This is a genomic window from Candidatus Palauibacter sp., from assembly GCF_965213655.1.
GTDB lineage: Bacteria > Gemmatimonadota > Gemmatimonadetes > Palauibacterales > Palauibacteraceae > Palauibacter.
The window spans coordinates 52,631-69,279 of sequence record NZ_CBDBZT010000003.1 but is presented as its reverse complement, the minus strand read 5'-3'; the positions used below and the strand labels follow the sequence as shown (position 1 = coordinate 69,279).

The 16,649-nt window shown below is 65.8% G+C and carries 33 protein-coding genes; all 33 read right to left on the bottom strand.

Annotation, left to right across the window (positions count from 1 at the left end; all coding sequences use genetic code 11):
• Entirely contained in the window at nucleotides 1-810 is an 810-nt protein-coding gene (locus ACOOGH_RS02515) for a uroporphyrinogen-III synthase (protein ID WP_420447417.1), read from the bottom strand.
• A gap of 85 nt (nucleotides 811-895) precedes the next feature.
• Nucleotides 896-1,087 (bottom strand): 50S ribosomal protein L28, encoded by a 192-nt coding sequence (gene rpmB / locus ACOOGH_RS02510; RefSeq protein ID WP_420447416.1) that lies wholly within the window; start codon nucleotides 1,085-1,087, stop codon nucleotides 896-898.
• 19 nt (nucleotides 1,088-1,106) lie between these two features.
• The gene (locus ACOOGH_RS02505; RefSeq protein WP_420447415.1) at nucleotides 1,107-1,610 is read right to left on the bottom strand and encodes a hypothetical protein; all 504 of its coding nucleotides are present in this window, start codon (nucleotides 1,608-1,610) and stop codon (nucleotides 1,107-1,109) included.
• A gap of 19 nt (nucleotides 1,611-1,629) precedes the next feature.
• On the bottom strand, nucleotides 1,630-1,992 hold the full coding sequence (gene rplQ, locus ACOOGH_RS02500) for a 50S ribosomal protein L17 (protein WP_420447414.1): 363 nt from the start codon (nucleotides 1,990-1,992) through the stop codon (nucleotides 1,630-1,632).
• The gene (locus ACOOGH_RS02495) at nucleotides 1,982-3,085 is read right to left on the bottom strand and encodes a DNA-directed RNA polymerase subunit alpha (RefSeq protein ID WP_420447413.1); all 1,104 of its coding nucleotides are present in this window, start codon (nucleotides 3,083-3,085) and stop codon (nucleotides 1,982-1,984) included. The genes rplQ and ACOOGH_RS02495 overlap by 11 nt, the downstream gene beginning before the upstream one ends.
• Before the next feature lie 74 nt (nucleotides 3,086-3,159).
• Nucleotides 3,160-3,792 carry a 30S ribosomal protein S4 gene (rpsD, locus tag ACOOGH_RS02490; protein ID WP_420447412.1) on the bottom strand — a complete coding sequence of 211 codons (633 nt, stop codon included), beginning with the start codon at nucleotides 3,790-3,792 and terminating at the stop codon, nucleotides 3,160-3,162.
• A complete protein-coding gene (gene rpsK / locus ACOOGH_RS02485) occupies nucleotides 3,793-4,173 on the bottom strand; it encodes a 30S ribosomal protein S11 (RefSeq protein WP_310756609.1) in 381 nt (126 codons plus the stop codon). It abuts the gene before it with no gap.
• A gap of 41 nt (nucleotides 4,174-4,214) precedes the next feature.
• A complete protein-coding gene (gene rpsM / locus ACOOGH_RS02480; RefSeq protein WP_420447411.1) occupies nucleotides 4,215-4,595 on the bottom strand; it encodes a 30S ribosomal protein S13 in 381 nt (126 codons plus the stop codon).
• Between the two features lie 10 nt (nucleotides 4,596-4,605).
• The gene (gene rpmJ, locus ACOOGH_RS02475; RefSeq protein ID WP_310756605.1) at nucleotides 4,606-4,722 is read right to left on the bottom strand and encodes a 50S ribosomal protein L36; all 117 of its coding nucleotides are present in this window, start codon (nucleotides 4,720-4,722) and stop codon (nucleotides 4,606-4,608) included.
• A gap of 100 nt (nucleotides 4,723-4,822) precedes the next feature.
• On the bottom strand, nucleotides 4,823-5,041 hold the full coding sequence (infA, locus tag ACOOGH_RS02470; protein WP_310756603.1) for a translation initiation factor IF-1: 219 nt from the start codon (nucleotides 5,039-5,041) through the stop codon (nucleotides 4,823-4,825).
• 1 nt (nucleotide 5,042) lies between these two features.
• On the bottom strand, nucleotides 5,043-5,825 hold the full coding sequence (gene map, locus ACOOGH_RS02465) for a type I methionyl aminopeptidase (protein ID WP_420447410.1): 783 nt from the start codon (nucleotides 5,823-5,825) through the stop codon (nucleotides 5,043-5,045).
• Nucleotides 5,822-6,478 (bottom strand): adenylate kinase, encoded by a 657-nt coding sequence (locus tag ACOOGH_RS02460; protein ID WP_420450046.1) that lies wholly within the window; start codon nucleotides 6,476-6,478, stop codon nucleotides 5,822-5,824. Before ACOOGH_RS02460 ends, map begins: the two co-directional genes overlap by 4 nt.
• 5 nt (nucleotides 6,479-6,483) lie before the next feature.
• On the bottom strand, nucleotides 6,484-7,842 hold the full coding sequence (secY, locus tag ACOOGH_RS02455) for a preprotein translocase subunit SecY (RefSeq protein WP_420447409.1): 1,359 nt from the start codon (nucleotides 7,840-7,842) through the stop codon (nucleotides 6,484-6,486).
• Nucleotides 7,843-7,845: 3 nt separating this feature from the next.
• Nucleotides 7,846-8,286, bottom strand: coding sequence for a 50S ribosomal protein L15 (rplO, locus tag ACOOGH_RS02450; protein ID WP_420450045.1), 441 nt, complete (start codon nucleotides 8,284-8,286; stop codon nucleotides 7,846-7,848).
• A gap of 10 nt (nucleotides 8,287-8,296) precedes the next feature.
• Entirely contained in the window at nucleotides 8,297-8,491 is a 195-nt protein-coding gene (gene rpmD / locus ACOOGH_RS02445; protein WP_420447408.1) for a 50S ribosomal protein L30, read from the bottom strand.
• Complete coding sequence (gene rpsE / locus ACOOGH_RS02440; RefSeq protein ID WP_420447407.1) at nucleotides 8,484-9,005, bottom strand: 30S ribosomal protein S5; 522 nt, start codon at nucleotides 9,003-9,005, stop codon at nucleotides 8,484-8,486. The genes rpmD and rpsE overlap by 8 nt, the downstream gene beginning before the upstream one ends.
• A 12-nt stretch (nucleotides 9,006-9,017) precedes the next feature.
• Entirely contained in the window at nucleotides 9,018-9,395 is a 378-nt protein-coding gene (gene rplR, locus ACOOGH_RS02435) for a 50S ribosomal protein L18 (RefSeq protein WP_420447406.1), read from the bottom strand.
• Between the two features lie 25 nt (nucleotides 9,396-9,420).
• Complete coding sequence (rplF, locus tag ACOOGH_RS02430; RefSeq protein ID WP_420447405.1) at nucleotides 9,421-9,963, bottom strand: 50S ribosomal protein L6; 543 nt, start codon at nucleotides 9,961-9,963, stop codon at nucleotides 9,421-9,423.
• Between the two features lie 53 nt (nucleotides 9,964-10,016).
• Nucleotides 10,017-10,415: a 30S ribosomal protein S8 gene (rpsH, locus tag ACOOGH_RS02425; RefSeq protein ID WP_420447404.1), complete on the bottom strand. Its 399-nt coding sequence runs from the start codon at nucleotides 10,413-10,415 to the stop codon at nucleotides 10,017-10,019.
• 1 nt (nucleotide 10,416) lies between these two features.
• On the bottom strand, nucleotides 10,417-10,602 hold the full coding sequence (locus ACOOGH_RS02420; protein ID WP_420447403.1) for a type Z 30S ribosomal protein S14: 186 nt from the start codon (nucleotides 10,600-10,602) through the stop codon (nucleotides 10,417-10,419).
• A gap of 14 nt (nucleotides 10,603-10,616) precedes the next feature.
• Nucleotides 10,617-11,192: a 50S ribosomal protein L5 gene (rplE, locus tag ACOOGH_RS02415; protein WP_420447402.1), complete on the bottom strand. Its 576-nt coding sequence runs from the start codon at nucleotides 11,190-11,192 to the stop codon at nucleotides 10,617-10,619.
• A gap of 3 nt (nucleotides 11,193-11,195) precedes the next feature.
• Nucleotides 11,196-11,543, bottom strand: a complete 348-nt coding sequence (rplX, locus tag ACOOGH_RS02410) for a 50S ribosomal protein L24 (protein ID WP_420447401.1) — start codon at nucleotides 11,541-11,543, stop codon at nucleotides 11,196-11,198.
• Nucleotides 11,544-11,564: 21 nt separating this feature from the next.
• Nucleotides 11,565-11,933: a 50S ribosomal protein L14 gene (gene rplN / locus ACOOGH_RS02405; protein ID WP_420447400.1), complete on the bottom strand. Its 369-nt coding sequence runs from the start codon at nucleotides 11,931-11,933 to the stop codon at nucleotides 11,565-11,567.
• A 15-nt stretch (nucleotides 11,934-11,948) separates the two neighbouring features.
• On the bottom strand, nucleotides 11,949-12,218 hold the full coding sequence (rpsQ, locus tag ACOOGH_RS02400) for a 30S ribosomal protein S17 (RefSeq protein WP_420447399.1): 270 nt from the start codon (nucleotides 12,216-12,218) through the stop codon (nucleotides 11,949-11,951).
• The gene (gene rpmC / locus ACOOGH_RS02395) at nucleotides 12,211-12,426 is read right to left on the bottom strand and encodes a 50S ribosomal protein L29 (protein ID WP_420447398.1); all 216 of its coding nucleotides are present in this window, start codon (nucleotides 12,424-12,426) and stop codon (nucleotides 12,211-12,213) included. Before rpmC ends, rpsQ begins: the two co-directional genes overlap by 8 nt.
• Nucleotides 12,427-12,837 carry a 50S ribosomal protein L16 gene (rplP, locus tag ACOOGH_RS02390; RefSeq protein WP_420447397.1) on the bottom strand — a complete coding sequence of 137 codons (411 nt, stop codon included), beginning with the start codon at nucleotides 12,835-12,837 and terminating at the stop codon, nucleotides 12,427-12,429.
• Nucleotides 12,838-12,843: 6 nt separating this feature from the next.
• Complete coding sequence (gene rpsC / locus ACOOGH_RS02385) at nucleotides 12,844-13,548, bottom strand: 30S ribosomal protein S3 (RefSeq protein ID WP_420447396.1); 705 nt, start codon at nucleotides 13,546-13,548, stop codon at nucleotides 12,844-12,846.
• Nucleotides 13,548-13,898, bottom strand: a complete 351-nt coding sequence (gene rplV, locus ACOOGH_RS02380; RefSeq protein ID WP_420447395.1) for a 50S ribosomal protein L22 — start codon at nucleotides 13,896-13,898, stop codon at nucleotides 13,548-13,550. Before rplV ends, rpsC begins: the two co-directional genes overlap by 1 nt.
• Nucleotides 13,898-14,182 carry a 30S ribosomal protein S19 gene (gene rpsS / locus ACOOGH_RS02375; protein ID WP_310756568.1) on the bottom strand — a complete coding sequence of 95 codons (285 nt, stop codon included), beginning with the start codon at nucleotides 14,180-14,182 and terminating at the stop codon, nucleotides 13,898-13,900. The genes rplV and rpsS overlap by 1 nt, the downstream gene beginning before the upstream one ends.
• Before the next feature lie 13 nt (nucleotides 14,183-14,195).
• A complete protein-coding gene (gene rplB, locus ACOOGH_RS02370; RefSeq protein ID WP_420447394.1) occupies nucleotides 14,196-15,035 on the bottom strand; it encodes a 50S ribosomal protein L2 in 840 nt (279 codons plus the stop codon).
• 3 nt (nucleotides 15,036-15,038) lie between these two features.
• Nucleotides 15,039-15,395: a 50S ribosomal protein L23 gene (gene rplW, locus ACOOGH_RS02365; protein WP_420447393.1), complete on the bottom strand. Its 357-nt coding sequence runs from the start codon at nucleotides 15,393-15,395 to the stop codon at nucleotides 15,039-15,041.
• On the bottom strand, nucleotides 15,392-16,027 hold the full coding sequence (gene rplD, locus ACOOGH_RS02360) for a 50S ribosomal protein L4 (protein WP_420447392.1): 636 nt from the start codon (nucleotides 16,025-16,027) through the stop codon (nucleotides 15,392-15,394). Before rplD ends, rplW begins: the two co-directional genes overlap by 4 nt.
• Nucleotides 16,024-16,647: a 50S ribosomal protein L3 gene (rplC, locus tag ACOOGH_RS02355; protein ID WP_420447391.1), complete on the bottom strand. Its 624-nt coding sequence runs from the start codon at nucleotides 16,645-16,647 to the stop codon at nucleotides 16,024-16,026. Before rplC ends, rplD begins: the two co-directional genes overlap by 4 nt.
• Between the last annotated feature and the right edge of the window lie 2 nt (nucleotides 16,648-16,649).

The window sequence follows — 16,649 nt, the reverse complement described above, 5'->3', positions numbered from 1 at the left end:
TCAGACCTGGCCGTGAGTCCCGGCCAAACGGCCGGGGCGCGCGGCGGCCGCCACCAGGGCGCCCACGAGTCCCGGCATCGAGTGTGTCGCCGCCACGACGTGCACCGGCAGACCGAGCCTCGAGAGCGTAGACGCGGTCACGGGGCTGATGGCGGCCACGAGAGCACCGCCGGTCTGTGCGCCCACGAGTCGCACGAAGGCACGCGCGGCGGACGAGGCCGTGAACGTCAGCCAATCTCCGCGACCCAGCTCGATGAACTCCCGCAGGGTGTCCCGCACGTCGTGGTTGATCTCGACGCCGTAGGCCGGGGCAACGTCGACCTCCGCCCCGGCCGCGACCAGCCGCTCTCTCAACACCGGCCGCGCTCCTTCAGCCTGCACGAGGAGGATCCGTGCGTCCGGGATCCTTCCCCTGTCCGTCGCCGCCACGATCTCATCGGCGAGAGCTTCGCCGCGATAGACCGGCGGCACGAGGCACTCGGCCACTCCGAGGGCCCGCACTGCGTCGGCCGTCGAGGGGCCCACGGCCGCGAGCCGGGCCGCGGTCAGCGCACTCACCGAGTCCGCCCTTCGCGCCGCTTCGGCCAGGTGACGGACCGCATTGACGCTCGTGAACACGATCCAGTCGTAGTCGGCCGGATGCGCGGCCGCCCGCTCCAGCGCTTGCGGGTCGGATGGGGGAGTCAAGCGGATGGTGGGCGCCGTCGTCACGGTGGCCCCCGCGGCTGCCAACAGGGTGCGGAAGCGCTCGGCCTGGGCGGCCGGCCGCGTGACCAGGACATGCTGGCCCGCGAGCGGGGGGGGAATCACCGGGCCGCCGATGCGAGACGACCGGCCGCGGGAACGCCCGCGGCCGGTCGCCGGTCAGCGGCCGAAACGTCGCCGGGACGCGTCCTCAGGACGCCTTGACGACTTTCCCCGCCTTGATGCACCGCGTGCAGACTCGTACACGACGACGACCCGAATCCTCCACGATTCTCACGCGCTGGAGGTTCGGCATGAAGCGCCGCTTGCGCTTGTTGTTCGCGTTGCTGACGTGGTTCCCGACGCCGGGTCCCTTGCCGCATACGTAACAGAAATTCGCCATGATTCGCTCTGTACCCCGCTCAGTGCACGAACACGGAGTCGGCCAGAAGGAAGGTCGGGGACGATGGGATAAGTTCGCCCATCGTCTCCAGTACCGCTCCGGACTCGATCCACACGCCTGCGATCGAATCGTTGAATGTGTAGACCTGCCCCCGCACGAAGACGCTGTCACCGCCGTAGATCGTCGTCTCGGTCATCCTGAGGATCTGGATCGGATCCGACTCGAGCAGCACGGGATAGGCAACTTCGTCCGTAAGCTGGAGGGCAATGACACCCTCCCCTAGCCTGGTCGCGACGCGGATACCTGCAATCACGACGTAACGGCTGATCGCGGCCGCCGGATCGGACAGGAGGTCGGAGGCGTCCAGGTCGCGGGCCGCCTCGACCTCGGCCGCTTCGGCGTCCGCCCGCGCCTGTTCGATATCCTGGGACTGGAGGTTCAGCCAGTACATGAAACCTCCGATGGCCGCCAGCGCGACGATGCTCAGGATGACGCCGAGCCCACCTTCACCTTTGTTGGACATGTCTCTTCTCCCGGTTCCCTCACGCCTCGCGATCGGTGAATTCGATGAGCGCCAACTCCGCTCCGTCGCCCTTCCGTGCGCCCAACTTCAGAATCCTCGTGTATCCGCCCGGACGATGTTCGAACCGCGGGCCGATCTTGTCGAAGAGCTTGCGCAGTGCCGCGCGGTCCGCGATCTGTCGCCTGGCCAGTTGCCTGCTGTGCAGATCGCCTCTCTTTGCCAAAGTGATGAGCTTTTCGGCGAACGGCCGCAACTCCTTCGCCTTCGCCTCGGTTGTCCGGATTCGCTCGTGCAGGATGAGACTCGTCGCCATGTTACGCAGCATCGCCTTCCGATGGCTGCGCGTCCGGCTGAGTTCCCGCCCCTTCTTTCTATGTCTCATCGTCGCTCCGAGCCCCGTTTTCCGCCAGCTCGTCCCGCAGGTAGAGGTTACCGTCTTCATCCCGTACGAACGACATGCCGAACCGAAGTCCGTGCTGACCGAGGACCTCAGCGAGTTCCTCCAGAGATTTCTCGCCGAAATTCTCCAGGCGCAGGATCTCATCCCGGGATCGCGTGACGATGTCGCCCAGGGTCGTGATGTCCTGCCGCTCGAGCGTATTCCTTGAACGAGCCGAGATCTCGCTGAATTCGTCAAGCGACTGTTCGAGCAGTTCCACGAGCCCCGAGTCGAGCGGCTCCCCGCCCCCTTCTTCCTCGACCGCCTCGGTGGCCTCCGGGAGCGTGGGCACAGTCCCCATCTGACTGAAGTACGACAGGTGCAGCCGGGCAATCTCCGCAGCCTGCGAAACCGCCTCCGCCGGATTCAGGGCCCCGTTGGTTTCTACGTCCACCTCGAGACGGTCGAAGTCCGTGCGTTGCCCGACGCGGGTCTCCCGCACATTGAAATTCGCGCGTGTCACGGGATTGTACACGGCGTCGATCCGGATTGTACCGACCGGGAAGTCACGCTGCGCCTCGGTCTCCTCCGGAGCCGCGTGCTGCTCCGCCATGACGAAGCCGCGACCGCGATTCACCCACATGTCGACGCTGAGAGGCCGGCTCTTGGGCAGGTCCTCCTGCAGCGTGAAGAGTACGAGGTCGGGGTTCACGACCTGTACCGACGGGTGCTTTACGATCTCCTTCGCCGTTACCGGACCGGCTTTGTGCGCCGTCAGCGAGAGCTTCGCCTCGTCCTCGTCCTCGTCCATCACCAGAACCAGGCGCTTCAGGTTCTGAATGATCTGATGCACGTCCTCCGCGACACCGTCGACCGTCTGGTGCTCATGCTGAACACCGTCCGCCCGGAAGGCCCACACCGCTACGCCGGGCAGCGATGACAACATGATCCGCCGGATCGAGTTGCCGATCGTGTGACCGAACCCGCGCTCCAGCGGCTGGAGGAGAAACGATGCGTGCGCCCCACCGGAGGATCGCTTCAGTTCCTCCATCGCTTCCGGAAGCACGAGACCGGCCAGATCTACGGACACCGTCATATGCACTTCACTCCCTGTTTTCGCTCAGCGACTCCGCAGGCCGGGTGCAACGGGGCCCCCGGGCCGCGCGGGTTCTACTTGCTGTAGAGTTCTACGATCAACTGTTCTTCGACGGCGAGTGGTATATCGGACCGCGATGGACGCTCGAGCATGCGTCCGCTCGCCGCATCATAGTCGACGCTCAGCCACGACAGCTGATCGCGTGACCGGCGATCCTCGATCGCCTCGATCACGACCGGCAACTTCCTGGCCCGCGGCGCTACGGACACTTCCGCACCGGGTCCCACGGAATAGCTCGGCACGTCGACAGTGGCCCCTTCGATCCGCACGTGGCGGTGCCGGATGAGTTGCCGCGCCGCCTTCCTCGAGGGCGCGAAGCCGAGGCGGTAGACGATATTGTCGAGTCGGCTCTCGAGCGCGACGAGCAGGTTCTCGCCGGTAACGCCGGGAACGCGTGAAGCCTTCGTGAAGAGAGAGCGGAACTGCTTCTCCGCGAGTCCGTAGATCCGCTTCACCTTCTGCTTCTCGCGCAACTGTACGGCGTATTCGGACTGGCGACGGCGACGCCGGCCACCACCATGCTCACCCGGCGGGAAGGCACGGCGCTCGATCGCGCACTTCTCCGTGAAGCAGCGCTTGCCCTTGAGAAAGAGCTTCTCCCCTTCGCGACGGCACAACCGGCAAACAGGTCCCGTATAGCGAGCCATCTATACCCTCCGCTTCTTGGGCGGACGGCACCCGTTGTGCGGAATCGGCGTCACGTCCTTGATCGAGCGGATCGCGAGTCCGGCCGCCTGCAGCGCCTGAATCGCCGACTCGCGGCCCGATCCGGGGCCCTGGACCTCCACGTGAACCCGCCGCATTCCCATGCCGGCGGCCTCGCGTCCCACCGTCTCGGCCGCGATCGTGGCGGCGAAGGGCGTGGACTTCTTGGAACCCTTGAATCCCGCCTTGCCGGCACTGGCCCAGGCGACGGTGTCGCCCGTCAGCGTCGTGATCGTGATGATCGTATTGTTGAAGGTCGCCTTGATGTGGGCGACGCCCTCGGCGTCGACCTGGCGCTTCTTCTTTCTTACCCGCTTCGCCATTCCCTACGCGTCCTCTGTTTGGACCGACGTGATTGCCGCGCCTACTTCCGGGGCGCCTTCTTCTTCCCGGCCACGGCGCGCCGCGGCCCCTTGCGGGTCCGGGCGTTCGTGTGTGTTCGCTGGCCGCGCACGGGCAGATTCCGCCTGTGCCGCATCCCGCGATAGCATCCGATGTCCATCAATCGCTTCACGTTCATCGAGGTCTCGGTGCGCAGCGAACCCTCGACCTTGTAGTGGCTCTCGATGACCCGGCGCAGCTTGTTGACGTCGTCATCCGACAGCTGATAAACGCGTACGTCCCCATCCACGCCCGTCTCGGCCAGGATGTTGCGTGCCGTCGAGTGGCCGATTCCGAAGATGTACGTGAGGCCCACCTCGATCCGCTTGTTCCGCGGGAGATCGACTCCGGCTATGCGTGCCATGTATCCCTGCCTATCCCTGGCGCTGCTTGTGCTTCGGATCTCGACTGCAGATCACCCGGACGACGCCGCGCCTGCGGATGACCTTGCAGTGTTCGCAAATTCGCCTGACGCTCGAACGAACCTTCATTGTTCCGTCCCCTTTGGCGGTTCGATGGCAGCCTTTTAAAATACCAGCTTGAACCGCTCCGAACAAACTCGATCGCCATCACCGGCGATTCCCCGCCGGTTCACTTGTACCGGTACGTAATCCGTCCCCTCGTCAGATCGTAGGGCGAAAGCTCGACCGCGACCCGGTCTCCCGGCAGGATGCGGATGTAGTTCATGCGAATCTTGCCGGAGACGTGGCACACGATCTGATGCCCGTTCTCCAACTCCACGCGGAACATCGCGTTGGGAAGCGCCTCGGCGACCTCCCCCGTCATCTGGATCGGTTCTTCCTTCGCCAACTCAGGCCTCCCCTGCTGCTCGCGCCGGACTCGCGACACGCGTCAACACGCGCGGGCCCTCCGACGTCACCGCCACGGTGTGCTCGAAATGCGCCGAGAGCCGTCCGTCCGCAGTCACCACGGTCCATTCATCGTCGAGCGTCCGGATCTCCGGCCCGCCTGCGTTCACCATCGGCTCGATGGCGATGACGAGCCCCGGCTGCATCCGGAATCCGCGATTGCGCACGCCGTAGTTCGGAACCTGCGGTTCCTCGTGAGGCGCTTCTCCGACGCCGTGTCCGACGAGCTCCCGAATGACGCTGAAGCCCTCGGCCTCGACGTGCGTCTGTACCGCCCACCCGAGATCTCCGAGCTGCGCCTCGGGGCGCGCCGCCTCGATGCCCACATCGAGCGCCGTGCGGGTCACACCCAGGAGGCGTTCCGTCTCCGGCGCCACCTCTCCCACGGGAATCGTAACTGCCGCGTCCGCGAACAGGCCGTCGAGCTTGACGCCGACGTCCACGCTCACGATGTCGCCCGACTTCAACTCGCGTCGCGACGACGGAATGCCATGCACGACCTCCTCGTTGATGCTCGTGCACAGCGTGGACGGAAACCCGTACAGTCCCTTGAAGGCGGGCGTCGCACCGGGGTTGTCGCGGATCATGGCCTCCGCCATGCCGTCCAGTTCGCCGGTTGTCCGTCCGGGGATGGCCTGCTCCGCAGCCATCTCGAGAACCCCCGCGACGATGGCCCCTGCCGCCGCGATGGCCTCGATCTGCGCGGGCGACTTCAGCCGGATCAACCGACCATCTCCGCCAGGCGTAGCGTCTCGAGCAGACGATCCCGCACCGCCTCCAGCGTCCCGGTGCCATCCACCGCGGTCAATCCCGTCTCGGACTGCGCGTAGTAGGCGAGCAGAGGTTCGGTCTGGGCGCGGTAGACTGCGAGCCGATTGCGAACCGTCTCGGCTCGATCGTCCGAACGCTGCACGAGAGAAGCTCCGCAGTCCGGGCAGGCGGCGTCTTCTCCCGCAACCCGCACATGCGTCACGTGGCCGCATGCTCCGCACACCCGCCGTCCGGAAATGCGGGCGACGAGTTCCTCTTCCGGCGCCTCGAGGGAAAGCACCGCGTCGAGTTCGATGCCCCGGCCGACCAGCAATTCGCCGAGCCCATCGGCCTGCGGCACCGTGCGCGGGAATCCGTCGAGCACAAACCCTCCGCTCGCTTGCGGACCGTCGAACGCCTCGGCGATGAGTCCGAGCACCACCTCATCCGGCACGAGTTCGCCCGCTTCGTAGTAGACGCGAACCCGCTCGCCGAGTGGCGTCCCGGCCTTGAGGGCGGCCCGGATCATGTCACCGGTAGAGAGGCGTGGAACGCCGAACCGCTCAGCCAGAAGCTCGCCCTGGGTGCCCTTCCCGACTCCGGGAGGACCCATGATGATCAGCCGCACACCCATCACATGTAGCGCTGTCTGCCGCGATACTTGACCCGCCCCTTCTTCATGAATCCCTCGTACTGTCGCAGCAGGAGGTGTTGCTGCAACTGCTGCATCGTATCGAGCGCGACGCCCACCACGATGAGCAGTGAGGTGCCGCCGAAGAAGAAGGTCTGAAGATCGAAGATCGAAAAGATCAGGTAGGGCAGTACGGCGATCAGCGCGAGGTAGACCGACCCGGGAAGCGTGATGCGCGTCAGCACGTGATCGATATAGTCCGCCGTCTTCGCACCGGGCTTGACGCCGGGGATGAACCCGCCCTGGCGCTTGAGGTTCTCCGCCAGATCCGCCGGGTTGAAGATAATCGAGGTGTAGAAGTAGGTGAAGTAGACGATGAGGACGACGTACAGCACGTAGTACCAGGTCGTCCCCACCTGCAGCGCCTGACTCATCTCGTAGATGAAACGCCGGGCGCCGGAGCTGCCCGGTCCGGGGTTCCCCATGAACGCGGCGAGAGTACCCGGAATGATGATGATCGACTGCGCGAAGATGATCGGCATCACGCCGGCGGAGTTGATCCGCAACGGGATGAACGATCGTTGCCCTTCCCGGATGCGCCCTCGGCCCACGACCTTCCGCGGGATCTGCACCGGGATCTTGCGCTGGGCCATCGTCAACGCGACCACCGCGGCCATGACGGCCACCAGAGTCGCCGCGAGGGCGGCGAGCTTGATGAGCGAGATGCCGCCGGCCTGGTACAGTTCGAAGGTGTTGAGGACTGCTCCCGGGAAGCCCTGCAGAATCGAGAAGAAGATGAGCAGGGACATGCCGTTGCCGACCCCGCGCTCGGTGATCTGCTCGCCGAGCCACATCACGAACACGCCCCCGGTCGTCAGCATCAGCACCGTCAGGAGGCGGAAACTCAAACCGGGATCGAGGACCGCGCCCGGTTGTGCCTCCAGGAACAGCGCGTACGTGTAGGACTGCCCGATGCACAACACGACGGTGGTATACCGGGTCCACTGCGTGAGCTTGCGGCGTCCTTCCTCGCCCTCCTTCTGCAGCTTCTCGATCGCGGGCATGACGGCGGCGAGGAGCTGGAAGAGGATGCTCGCCGAGATGTAGGGCATGATGCCGAGCGCGAAGACGGTCGCGCGCTGCAGCCCACCCCCCACGAAGAGGTCGTAGATGCCGAATATCGTGCCCTGGAACTGTCCGGCGAGGGCCTGCAGGGCCACCACGTTCACACCCGGCGTCGTGATGTGGGAGCCGAGCCGGTACAGGGCGAGACAGAGCAGGGTGAAGAGGATCTTCGCCTTCAGCTCCGGCACCTTGAAGATGTTCGCCGCGGCAGCCGCCGCGTTCTGGCCGTTCGCCATCCCTTACTCGATCACCCGGGCGGTACCGCCGGCCGCCTCGATCTTTTCGCGGGCGGAGGCACTGAAAGCATGCGCGCGCACGTCGACTGCCCGCCCGACGTCCCCGCGTCCAAGGATCTTCACCGGGCGGTCCGTGCCCCGGATGACACCGCTCGCGCGCAGCGTCCGGGGATCGATTCCGCTTCCCTCCACGCGGTCCAGGTCCGAGAGATTCACGATGTGCCACTCGGTCCGCCGATGCGGCTTGAAGCCCCGCTTGGGCGTCCGCCGGTAGAGGGGCATCTGACCACCCTCGAACCACGCCGGAATGGACGCGCCGCTCCGCGACTTCTGGCCCTTGTGCCCGCGACCCGATGTCTTCCCCGAGCCCGATCCGTGACCGCGGCCGCGGCGCTTCGCGGACGACTTCGATCCGGGCGGCGGAGAGAGATTGTCGAGCCCGATGCGCTCGCGTTCAGCCATCCTTACCGACCTCCTCTACTTCGACGAGATGCGCCACGGCGTGGATCATCCCGCGTATCGCGCCGTTGTCCGGCTGTACGACTTCATCCTGATGGTGCTTGAGGCCGAGAGCACGCAGCGTAGCGCGCTGCCTGCGCTGGGCGCCGAGGCCGCTCTTCACCTGGCGGATCTTGAGTTGCTCAGCCACGCATGGCCTCCCGAATCGTAGCGACATCCACGCCTCGCTCCGCCGCCACCTGTTCCGGCGTGACCAGATCCTGCAGTCCGCTCATCGTCGCGCGGACGATATTGAGAGGATTGTTCGTACCCAGGCTCTTCGTGAGGATGTCCTGTACGCCGGCGCACTCCAGCACCGCTCGCACGGGGCCGCCGGCGATGACGCCGGTTCCCGGCCCGGCGGGCTTCAGCAGGACGCGGCCCGCGCCGTGGCGCCCGAGGATCTCGTGAGGAATGGTCCCGTTCACGATCGGTACGACGACCATGGCCTGACGCGCCTGTTCGAATCCCTTGCGAATCGCCTCGGCGACTTCGTTCGCCTTGCCGAGAGCCATTCCGACCCGACCCTGCCCATCGCCGACCGCGACAAGCGCGGTGAACGAAAAGCGGCGGCCGCCCTTAACGACCTTCGAGACGCGATTGATGAAGATGACATTCTCCTTGAAGTTGTCACCGTCGTCGCGCCGTTTTCTCCCTCTTGCCATGAAGCCCTCTCGTTAGAAGCGGAGACCGCCGTCGCGGGCACCCTCGGCGAACGCACGCACGCGGCCGTGGTAGGGATATCCGCCGCGGTCGAACACGATGACGCCCACATCGGCCGCGACCGCCCTTTCCGCAAGCATCCTGCCCGCAAGGTACGCTTCGGCGACCTTGCCCGAGCGCGCGCCCGCGTCGCCGTCCGGACCGGTAAGAGTCGAGACGCCGAGCAACGTAACGCCACGATCGTCGTCGACGAGTTGACCCTCGAGATGTCGGAGGCTTCGGAACACGACGAGGCGCGGCCGCTCCGCCGTCCCCCGGATCTTCTTCTTGATCCGGGCGTGCCGACGTATCCGCAGTCGATGCCTCTGTTTCGTCCGACCCCTTGTATCCATCGTCTTCTCTCTGTTTCGTCGCGGATCAGGCCGTGGCCGTCGCCTTGCCCGCCTTGCGCCGCACATGCTCACCCACGTAGCGGATGCCCTTCCCCTTGTACGGCTCGGGGGGGCGGATCGCGCGGATCTCCGCCGCCATCTGCCCGACCTTCTCCTTGTCGTTCCCCACGACCTTTATCAGCGTCGGCGACTCGACGCCCAACGTGATGCCCTCGGGCGGTTCGACCGTGACCGTGTGGCTGTATCCGACGCTGAACACGACGCTGTCGCCCTTCTGTTCCGCCCGATATCCGACGCCGTGGATCTCCAGGCGTTTCTCGTACCCCTGCGAAACGCCGATGACCATGTTGGCGATCAGGGATCGCGTAAGCCCGTGTAGCGCCCGCTGCCGTGCCTCATCCGAGGCACGCTTGACGGACACGACGCCCTCGGACTGCGCGATGTCCATATCGGGGTCGAACGACCGCTCGAGGTCGCCCCTTGGACCCTTCACCTTCACATGCGCACCATTGATCCTCACCTCGACGCCGTCCGGCACGGGGATTGGCAGCTTTCCGATTCTCGACACGCTATCTGCTCCCTACGCGGGGTGGCTCCCGGCAACGGCGCCGGATAGTCCCGCTAGTAGATTCTCGCGATGACTTCCCCGCCGACGTGGTGCCGGCGGGCGTCGCGGTCCGTCATCAATCCGCTCGAGGTCGACATGATCGCGATCCCCATCCCGGCGCGCACCTTCGGGATCGAGTTCGCGTCGACGTACTTCCTGAGCCCTGGTTTCGACACGCGTTCGAGCAGCCGAATCACAGGCCGGTCGTCCGACGTGTACTTCAGATAAACGCGCAGGCGGCCGTGCCGATTGTCGTCCAGCACCTTGTAGCCGCGAACGAAGTGGTTCTCCGCCAGGATCCTGGCGATCTCGATCTTTATCTTCGAGAGCGGGATGTCGACGCGCCTGTGCCCGGCACGGCCGGCGTTGCGGATGCGCGTCAGCATGTCCGCGATCGGGTCGGTCATGCTCATCTCACCAACTCGCTTTCCGAACGCCCGGGATCTCTCCGCGGAGCGCCTGCTCACGGAAGCAGATCCTGCACAGACCGAACTTCCTCATGTAGGCGCGGGGTCGGCCGCAGCGATTGCAGCGTCGCACCGTGCGCGAACTGAACTTCGGCTTCCGGTTCGCCTTCTGAATCAATGCCGTCTTTGCCATTCAGCCTTTCCCGCTCAGATGACGACCGGGACCTCATCGCGAAACGGCATCCCCATCTCGCGAAGCAGGACGAGCGCCTCATCGTCCCGGTTGGTCGTCGTGACAAACGTGATGTTGAGACCGTGGATCTTCACGATTTCGTCGTAGTCGACTTCGGCGAAGACCATCTGCTCCCGGATCCCCACCGTGTAATTTCCGCGTCCATCGAACGCCCGGCTCCGGAAGCCCCGGAAGTCCCGAATGCGGGGCACGGCCGTGCTGATGAACCGGTCGAGGAACTCGTACATGCGCGTGTTGCGAAGCGTGACCATCGTCCCGATCGGCATGCCTTCGCGCAGACCGAAGTTCGAGATCGAGTTCCGCGCCCGCGTAACGACAGGTCGCTGGCCGCTGATCACGGCGATCTCGTTCGAAGCCGACTCGATCAGCCTGGGATTGTCCTTCCCCTCGCCGAGCCCCGCGTTGATCACGATCTTCTCGAGTCTCGGGATCTGGTGCGGGTTCGTGAAGCCGAACGCGTCGGCGAGCTTTGCCCGGACCGTGTCCTCGTAGTGCTTCCGCAGCCGTGGCTTTCCGTTTTCCGAACTCATCTTCTAGCCCGCAGTCGGGATGGGGTTGTCACAGCGCTTGCAGATCCGCTCGATCGTGCCGTCCGCATCGCGCCGTCGGCGCACCCGCGCCGGCTCGTCGCATTGGGGACACACGAGCATCACGTTCGAAGCGCTGATGGGCTCTTCGTAGGTGACGATGCCGCCTTCGGTGATTCCGCCCTTCGCGTTGGCTACGGGACGCTTGTGGTGCTTGCGCACGTTCACGTCCTGCACCACGACGAGTCCCCGTGACGGGATCGTGCGGAGAATCTGGCCCTGAGCGCCGACATAGTTGCCCGCGATCACCCGAACCGTATCCCCGGTTCTCATGTTCAGTTTCTTCTTTGTCATCTTCGGTTCAGATCCTCGACGTCAGATCACTTCGGGGGCGAGCGACACGATCTTCATGAACTTCTTTTCGCGGAGTTCGCGCGCGACCGGTCCGAAGATCCGCGTCGCGGTCGGTTCTCCGGCGTCGTTGATGATCACCGCCGCGTTCTCATCGAAGCGGATGTAGCTGCCGTCGCGCCGGCGGCTCTCCTTGGCCGTTCGCACGACGACCGCGCGGACCACCTCGCCCTTCTTCACATTCCCGTGCGGAGTGGCGTCCTTGATCGTCGCGACGATCACGTCGCCCACCCGGGCGTACCGGCGGCGCGACCCCCCGAGGACCCGAATGCAGAGGGCCCGGCGGGCGCCGGAATTATCGGCGATGCGGACTATCGATTCCTGCTGAATCATCTCGTCGTGCCCCTGTTAGTCCGGACGCTGGACCAGTTCGAGGACGCGCCAGCGCTTGAGTTTGGAAAGCGGACGCGTTTCCTCGATCCGGACCACGTCACCGACCCGGTATTCGTTCTCCTCGTCGTGTGCCTGATACCGCTTGCCCCGGCTCACCTGCTTGCCGTACAAGGGGTGCGCAAGCCGCCGCTCGACGGACACCACGACGGTCTTTTCCATACGGTCGCTCACGACCGTCCCGAGCCGAATCTTGCGCCGGCCCTTCGTCGCCGATTGATCAGCCAACCTGACTCTCCTCGCTACGCGCCCGCTCGACCTGCACGGTCTTCAGCCGCGCGATGTCGCGACGCAACGTCCTCAGTAGCGACGGGTTCTCGAGTTCCTCGAACGCGGCCCTGTAGCGCAGGCGAGCGATCTCGTCCTTCGCGCGCGTGAGTTCCTCCGCAAGTTCCTCGTCGGTGAGTTCGCGAATCTCCATCGCGTGCAGCGGCACCTAGTCCTCCCGCTCCAGAAAGCGCGTCTTGATTGGAAGCTTCGCCGCGGCCAGCTGCATCGCCCGCTGCGCGAGCTCGATGTCGACTCCCTCGAGTTCGAACATCACCCTGCCGGGCTTCACCGGGGCGACCCAGTACTCGGGGTTCCCCTTACCCTTCCCCATTCGGGTTTCCGCGGGCTTCTGCGTAAGTGGTTTGTCGGGAAAGATCCGGATCCAGACCTTGCCGCCCCGCTTGATGTGCCGCGTCATGGCGACTCGCGCGGCCTCGATCTGACGGTTCGTGATCCAGCCCGGTTCCACGGCCTGGAGCGCATAGTCGCCGAACGAGACCTTGTTCCCGCGACGCGCGGCGCCGCGCAGGCGTCCCTTCTGCTGTTTCCGGTACTTGATCCGCTTCGGCTGCAGCATGTGCCTCTATCCTCGTCCTCGTCCGCGGCCGCCGCGGCCGGGACGACGGCGTCCGCCCGCGGTGTAGGTCTGACCACGGCGGTCCTCTACGATCTCGCCGTGGAAGATCCAGACCTTCACGCCGATGGTGCCGAATGTGGTCCGGGCCTGGCGCTCCGCGTAGTCGATGTCGGCGCGCAGCGTGTGCAGCGGCACGCGACCTTCGTGATAGCCCTCCGAGCGCGCGATCTCGGCCCCGCCGAGCCGCCCGCCGCACTGGATGCGGATACCGCCGGCGCCCGCCCGCATCGCCGCCTGCACGGCACGCTTCATCGCCCGGCGGAAGCTGATCCGCTGCGTCAACTGATGGGCCACGTTGTCCGCCACAAGCTGAGCCTGGGTCTCCGGGCGGCGAATCTCCTCGACGTTGACGGAAACTTCCGCCTCCGTGAGCAGGGCGAGTTCGTCACGCAGCTTGTCGACTTCGGCCCCGCGCTTTCCGATCACGACGCCGGGCCGCCCCGTGTGAATCGTAACGACGATCTTCGACGGCTTGCGCTCGATCTCCACCTGGGCGATCGCCGCGTGCCCGAGCCGCGCCTGCAGGTATTTCCGCAGCTTTTCGTCTTCAGCGAGGAGCTTCGGGAACTCCTTGCCCTGCGCGTACCAGCGCGACCGCCACGGCTTCACCGAGCCGAGCCTGAATCCGTACGGGTGTGTCTTCTGGCCCATTAGTCTCTCGTCTCCACGACGACCGTCACATGACTGCTCCGCTTGAGTCGGGGGGTCGCTCTCCCGTAGGCGCGGGCCTTCCAGCGCCGAAGCGTTCTGCCTTCGTCCACATAGGCCTCGCGCACGTATAGTTCGTCCACATCCAGCGATTCACCGCCCTCGTCCGCCCGATAGACCGCGTTGGCGACGGCCGAGCGGAGCACCTTCCCGATCGAGCGGGCCGCCTTCTTCTTCGAGAACTGCAGGATGGCGTAGGCCTCGTTGACGTCTCGCCCGCGAATCTGGTCGATGACGAGACGCATCTTCCGGGCGGACATGCCCTGGTTCTTCGCCTTGGCGGTCGCCTGCATCAGACTCTGCCCCTCCGGTCCCGCGCGGAACCGGCGTGCCCCCGGAAGGTCCGCGTCGTCGCGAACTCTCCGAGCTTGTGCCCCACCATGTTCTCCGTCACGTAGACCGGGATGAACTTGTTGCCGTTGTGCACCGCGAGCGTGTGTCCGACGAAATCCGGGCTGATGGTCGAAGCCCTGGCCCACGTCTTGATCACGGATTTGTCTCCGGAATCGTTCATCCGCTGCACCTTCATGAGCAGCTTCTCATCGATGTACGGTCCCTTCCTCACGCTTCTCGGCATCGGATCTCCCGCTCTACTTCGTGGCCTTGCCGCGCTTGCGGCCGCGCACGATCAGCTTGTCGCTCGACTTGTGCTTCTTCCTCGTCTTGCGGCCCTCCGGCTTGCCCCACGGCGAGACGGGCGGACGACCGCCGGAACTGCGCCCCTCACCGCCACCGAGGGGATGGTCCACCGGGTTCATCGCCACCCCGCGCACCTTGGGCCGACGGCCCTTCCATCTCGCGCGCCCCGCCTTCCCGGCTCGAATGAGTTCGTGGTCGACGTTGCCCACCTGCCCGACCGTAGCCCGGCACGATTCCGGCACCATGCGCATCTCGGTGCTCGGGAGCCGCAGCGTGACCGTGCCCCGCTCTTTCGCGACGACCTGGACGGACGCGCCGGCCGAGCGGGCGAGCTGCGCCCCCTTTTCGGGCACGAGCTCCACGCCGTGTACGACCGTCCCGAGGGGGACCTCACGCAGCGGCAGACAGTTCCCGACGTTCGGATCGATCCCCGACCCGGAAAGGATGGTGTCACCGACACCGAGACCTCTCGGGTGAAGGATGTAGCGCTTCTCGCCGTCCGCGTAGTGGATGAGGGCGATGCGGGCCGAACGATTCGGGTCGTACTCGATCTCCGCGATGACGCCAGGGACGCCATCCTTCCTGCGCTTGAAGTCGATGCGCCGGTAGCGCCGCTTGTGGCCGCCGCCGCGCCTCCGGCTCGTGATATGCCCGTGATGGTTGCGGCCGGACTTCTTCGGCAGACCCTCCGTCAGCGACTTCTCCGGCTCGCTGCGCGTAATCTCCTCGAACGTCGATACGCTCCGGTATCGGGAAGCCGCCGTGACCGGCTTGAATTTACGAATCGGCATCGATCAGGCTCCCTCCAGCACATCGACGGGACCGTCGGCGACTTCGATAATCGCCTTCTTCCAGTGCGGCCGCCGGCCCATCGTGCGCCCCATGCGCTTCTTCTTGCCGCGCACGTTCATCGTACGCACGGACGTGACTCGCCTTCCCTCGAAGATCGCCTCGAAGGCGCGGCGGATCTCGATCTTGTTCGCGTCCGGCGCCACCTCGAAGGTGTACTTGGGACGCGGTTCCACCTCCCCGCGGTCGATACGAGCCTGGAGACGCCGTCCCACTCCGTCGGTCCCCTCGGATTGCAGGCTCGTCGACGTCTTCTCCGTGAAGAGCGGACGCAGGATGATCTCGTTCGGCGCGCGCCTCATGCTTCACCTTCCCCGGCGGGTTCTTCCGCCGCATCGAAGGCCGACGACTCGACGAGCACCAGGTCGGACCAGAGGATGTCGTACGCCGACGCCTCTCCCCAGGGCAGCACGCGCACCCCGGGCAGATTTCTTGCCGACAGGTAGACATCGGCTTTGTGGCCCGCCGTCAGGAGCAGGACGTTTTCCGACTCGCGGCCGATGCTGGCCAGCAGGGCGACGACGCGCCGCGTCTTGGGCGGGTCGAAGTCCAGAGGCTCGATGAGCGCGAGATCGCCGTTCATGGCTCTCGTGTTGAGCGCGGAGCGGATCGCCAGGCGGCGGATCTGCTTCGGCACGCGAACCCGATACGAGCGCGGCTGGGGACCGAAGACGACCGAGCCGCCGCGCCACAGCGCCGAGCGGATCGAGCCCGCCCGCGCGCGTCCCGTCCCCTTCTGCCGCCAGGGCTTCCGCGAGCCGCCGCGCACCATCGAGCGAGTCTTCGTCGACGCGGTCCCCTGCCGACGGTTCGCCAGCACGGCCGTGACGACCTGATGGAGCACGTCTTCGTTGACCATGCCATCGAACGGCCTCTCGGGGAGGGCCCTCTCGGCTCCTGCCGTGCCGTCGGAACTGTACGTCGCGACCTTCATCGGCCCGGCCTCACCATGACGAGGTTGTTTCTCCCTCCCGGGACGGAACCCTGGATGATCAGGAGGTTCTTGTCGGCGTCGACACCAATGATCTTCCGGCTCATCGCCATGCGCTGCGTCCCCCCCATGCGGCCCGCCATCTTGCGCCCCTTGATGACGCGGGACGGGTCCGTGCCGGCCCCGATGGACCCGGGAGCCCTGAGAACGGACGTTCCGCCGTGGGAGCCGCGACCGCCGCCGAAGCCGTGCCGCTTCACGACGCCCTGGAACCCGCGGCCCTTCGTCGTTCCCGACACGTTCACCCGCGATCCGACATCGAACATGCCGACCGTGAGTTCCTGGCCCAGCTCGACCTCCTCGCCCTCGAAGTCGAACTCCGCGAGGACGCGCGGCACGTAGTCGAGGCCGGCGCGTGCCGCGTGGCCCGCGGCCGGCTTCCGCACGCGCCCTGCCTTCACGCGGCCGAAGCCCAGCTGCACGGCGTCATAGCCGTCGCGCTCGGCGGTCTTGATCTGGACTACCGGACAGGGTCCGACTTGCAGTACCGTGACACCGACGGCCTTCCCGTCGTCGTCGAAGATCTGCGTCATGCCGATCTTGCGGCCAATCAACCCGGGCATCT

Excerpts from the sequence above, each read along its gene's own strand:
- rpmB (WP_420447416.1), bottom strand. The coding sequence starts at position 1,087 with ATGGCGAATTTCTGTTACGTATGCGGCAAGGGACCCGGCGTCGGGAAC.
- ACOOGH_RS02505 (WP_420447415.1), bottom strand. The coding sequence starts at position 1,610 with ATGTCCAACAAAGGTGAAGGTGGGCTCGGCGTCATCCTGAGCATCGTC.
- rplQ (WP_420447414.1), bottom strand. The coding sequence starts at position 1,992 with ATGAGACATAGAAAGAAGGGGCGGGAACTCAGCCGGACGCGCAGCCAT.
- ACOOGH_RS02495 (WP_420447413.1), bottom strand. The coding sequence starts at position 3,085 with ATGACGGTGTCCGTAGATCTGGCCGGTCTCGTGCTTCCGGAAGCGATG.
- rpsD (WP_420447412.1), bottom strand. The coding sequence starts at position 3,792 with ATGGCTCGCTATACGGGACCTGTTTGCCGGTTGTGCCGTCGCGAAGGG.
- rpsK (WP_310756609.1), bottom strand. The coding sequence starts at position 4,173 with ATGGCGAAGCGGGTAAGAAAGAAGAAGCGCCAGGTCGACGCCGAGGGC.
- rpsM (WP_420447411.1), bottom strand. The coding sequence starts at position 4,595 with ATGGCACGCATAGCCGGAGTCGATCTCCCGCGGAACAAGCGGATCGAG.
- rpmJ (WP_310756605.1), bottom strand. The coding sequence starts at position 4,722 with ATGAAGGTTCGTTCGAGCGTCAGGCGAATTTGCGAACACTGCAAGGTC.
- secY (WP_420447409.1), bottom strand. The coding sequence starts at position 7,842 with ATGGCGAACGGCCAGAACGCGGCGGCTGCCGCGGCGAACATCTTCAAG.
- rpsE (WP_420447407.1), bottom strand. The coding sequence starts at position 9,005 with ATGGCAAGAGGGAGAAAACGGCGCGACGACGGTGACAACTTCAAGGAG.
- rplR (WP_420447406.1), bottom strand. The coding sequence starts at position 9,395 with ATGGATACAAGGGGTCGGACGAAACAGAGGCATCGACTGCGGATACGT.
- rpsH (WP_420447404.1), bottom strand. The coding sequence starts at position 10,415 with ATGAGCATGACCGACCCGATCGCGGACATGCTGACGCGCATCCGCAAC.
- ACOOGH_RS02420 (WP_420447403.1), bottom strand. The coding sequence starts at position 10,602 with ATGGCAAAGACGGCATTGATTCAGAAGGCGAACCGGAAGCCGAAGTTC.
- rplE (WP_420447402.1), bottom strand. The coding sequence starts at position 11,192 with ATGAGTTCGGAAAACGGAAAGCCACGGCTGCGGAAGCACTACGAGGAC.
- rplX (WP_420447401.1), bottom strand. The coding sequence starts at position 11,543 with ATGACAAAGAAGAAACTGAACATGAGAACCGGGGATACGGTTCGGGTG.
- rplN (WP_420447400.1), bottom strand. The coding sequence starts at position 11,933 with ATGATTCAGCAGGAATCGATAGTCCGCATCGCCGATAATTCCGGCGCC.
- rplP (WP_420447397.1), bottom strand. The coding sequence starts at position 12,837 with ATGCTGCAGCCGAAGCGGATCAAGTACCGGAAACAGCAGAAGGGACGC.
- rpsC (WP_420447396.1), bottom strand. The coding sequence starts at position 13,548 with ATGGGCCAGAAGACACACCCGTACGGATTCAGGCTCGGCTCGGTGAAG.
- rplV (WP_420447395.1), bottom strand. The coding sequence starts at position 13,898 with ATGCAGGCGACCGCCAAGGCGAAGAACCAGGGCATGTCCGCCCGGAAG.
- rpsS (WP_310756568.1), bottom strand. The coding sequence starts at position 14,182 with ATGCCGAGAAGCGTGAGGAAGGGACCGTACATCGATGAGAAGCTGCTC.
- rplB (WP_420447394.1), bottom strand. The coding sequence starts at position 15,035 with ATGCCGATTCGTAAATTCAAGCCGGTCACGGCGGCTTCCCGATACCGG.
- rplW (WP_420447393.1), bottom strand. The coding sequence starts at position 15,395 with ATGAGGCGCGCGCCGAACGAGATCATCCTGCGTCCGCTCTTCACGGAG.
- rplD (WP_420447392.1), bottom strand. The coding sequence starts at position 16,027 with ATGAAGGTCGCGACGTACAGTTCCGACGGCACGGCAGGAGCCGAGAGG.
- rplC (WP_420447391.1), bottom strand. The coding sequence starts at position 16,647 with ATGCCCGGGTTGATTGGCCGCAAGATCGGCATGACGCAGATCTTCGAC.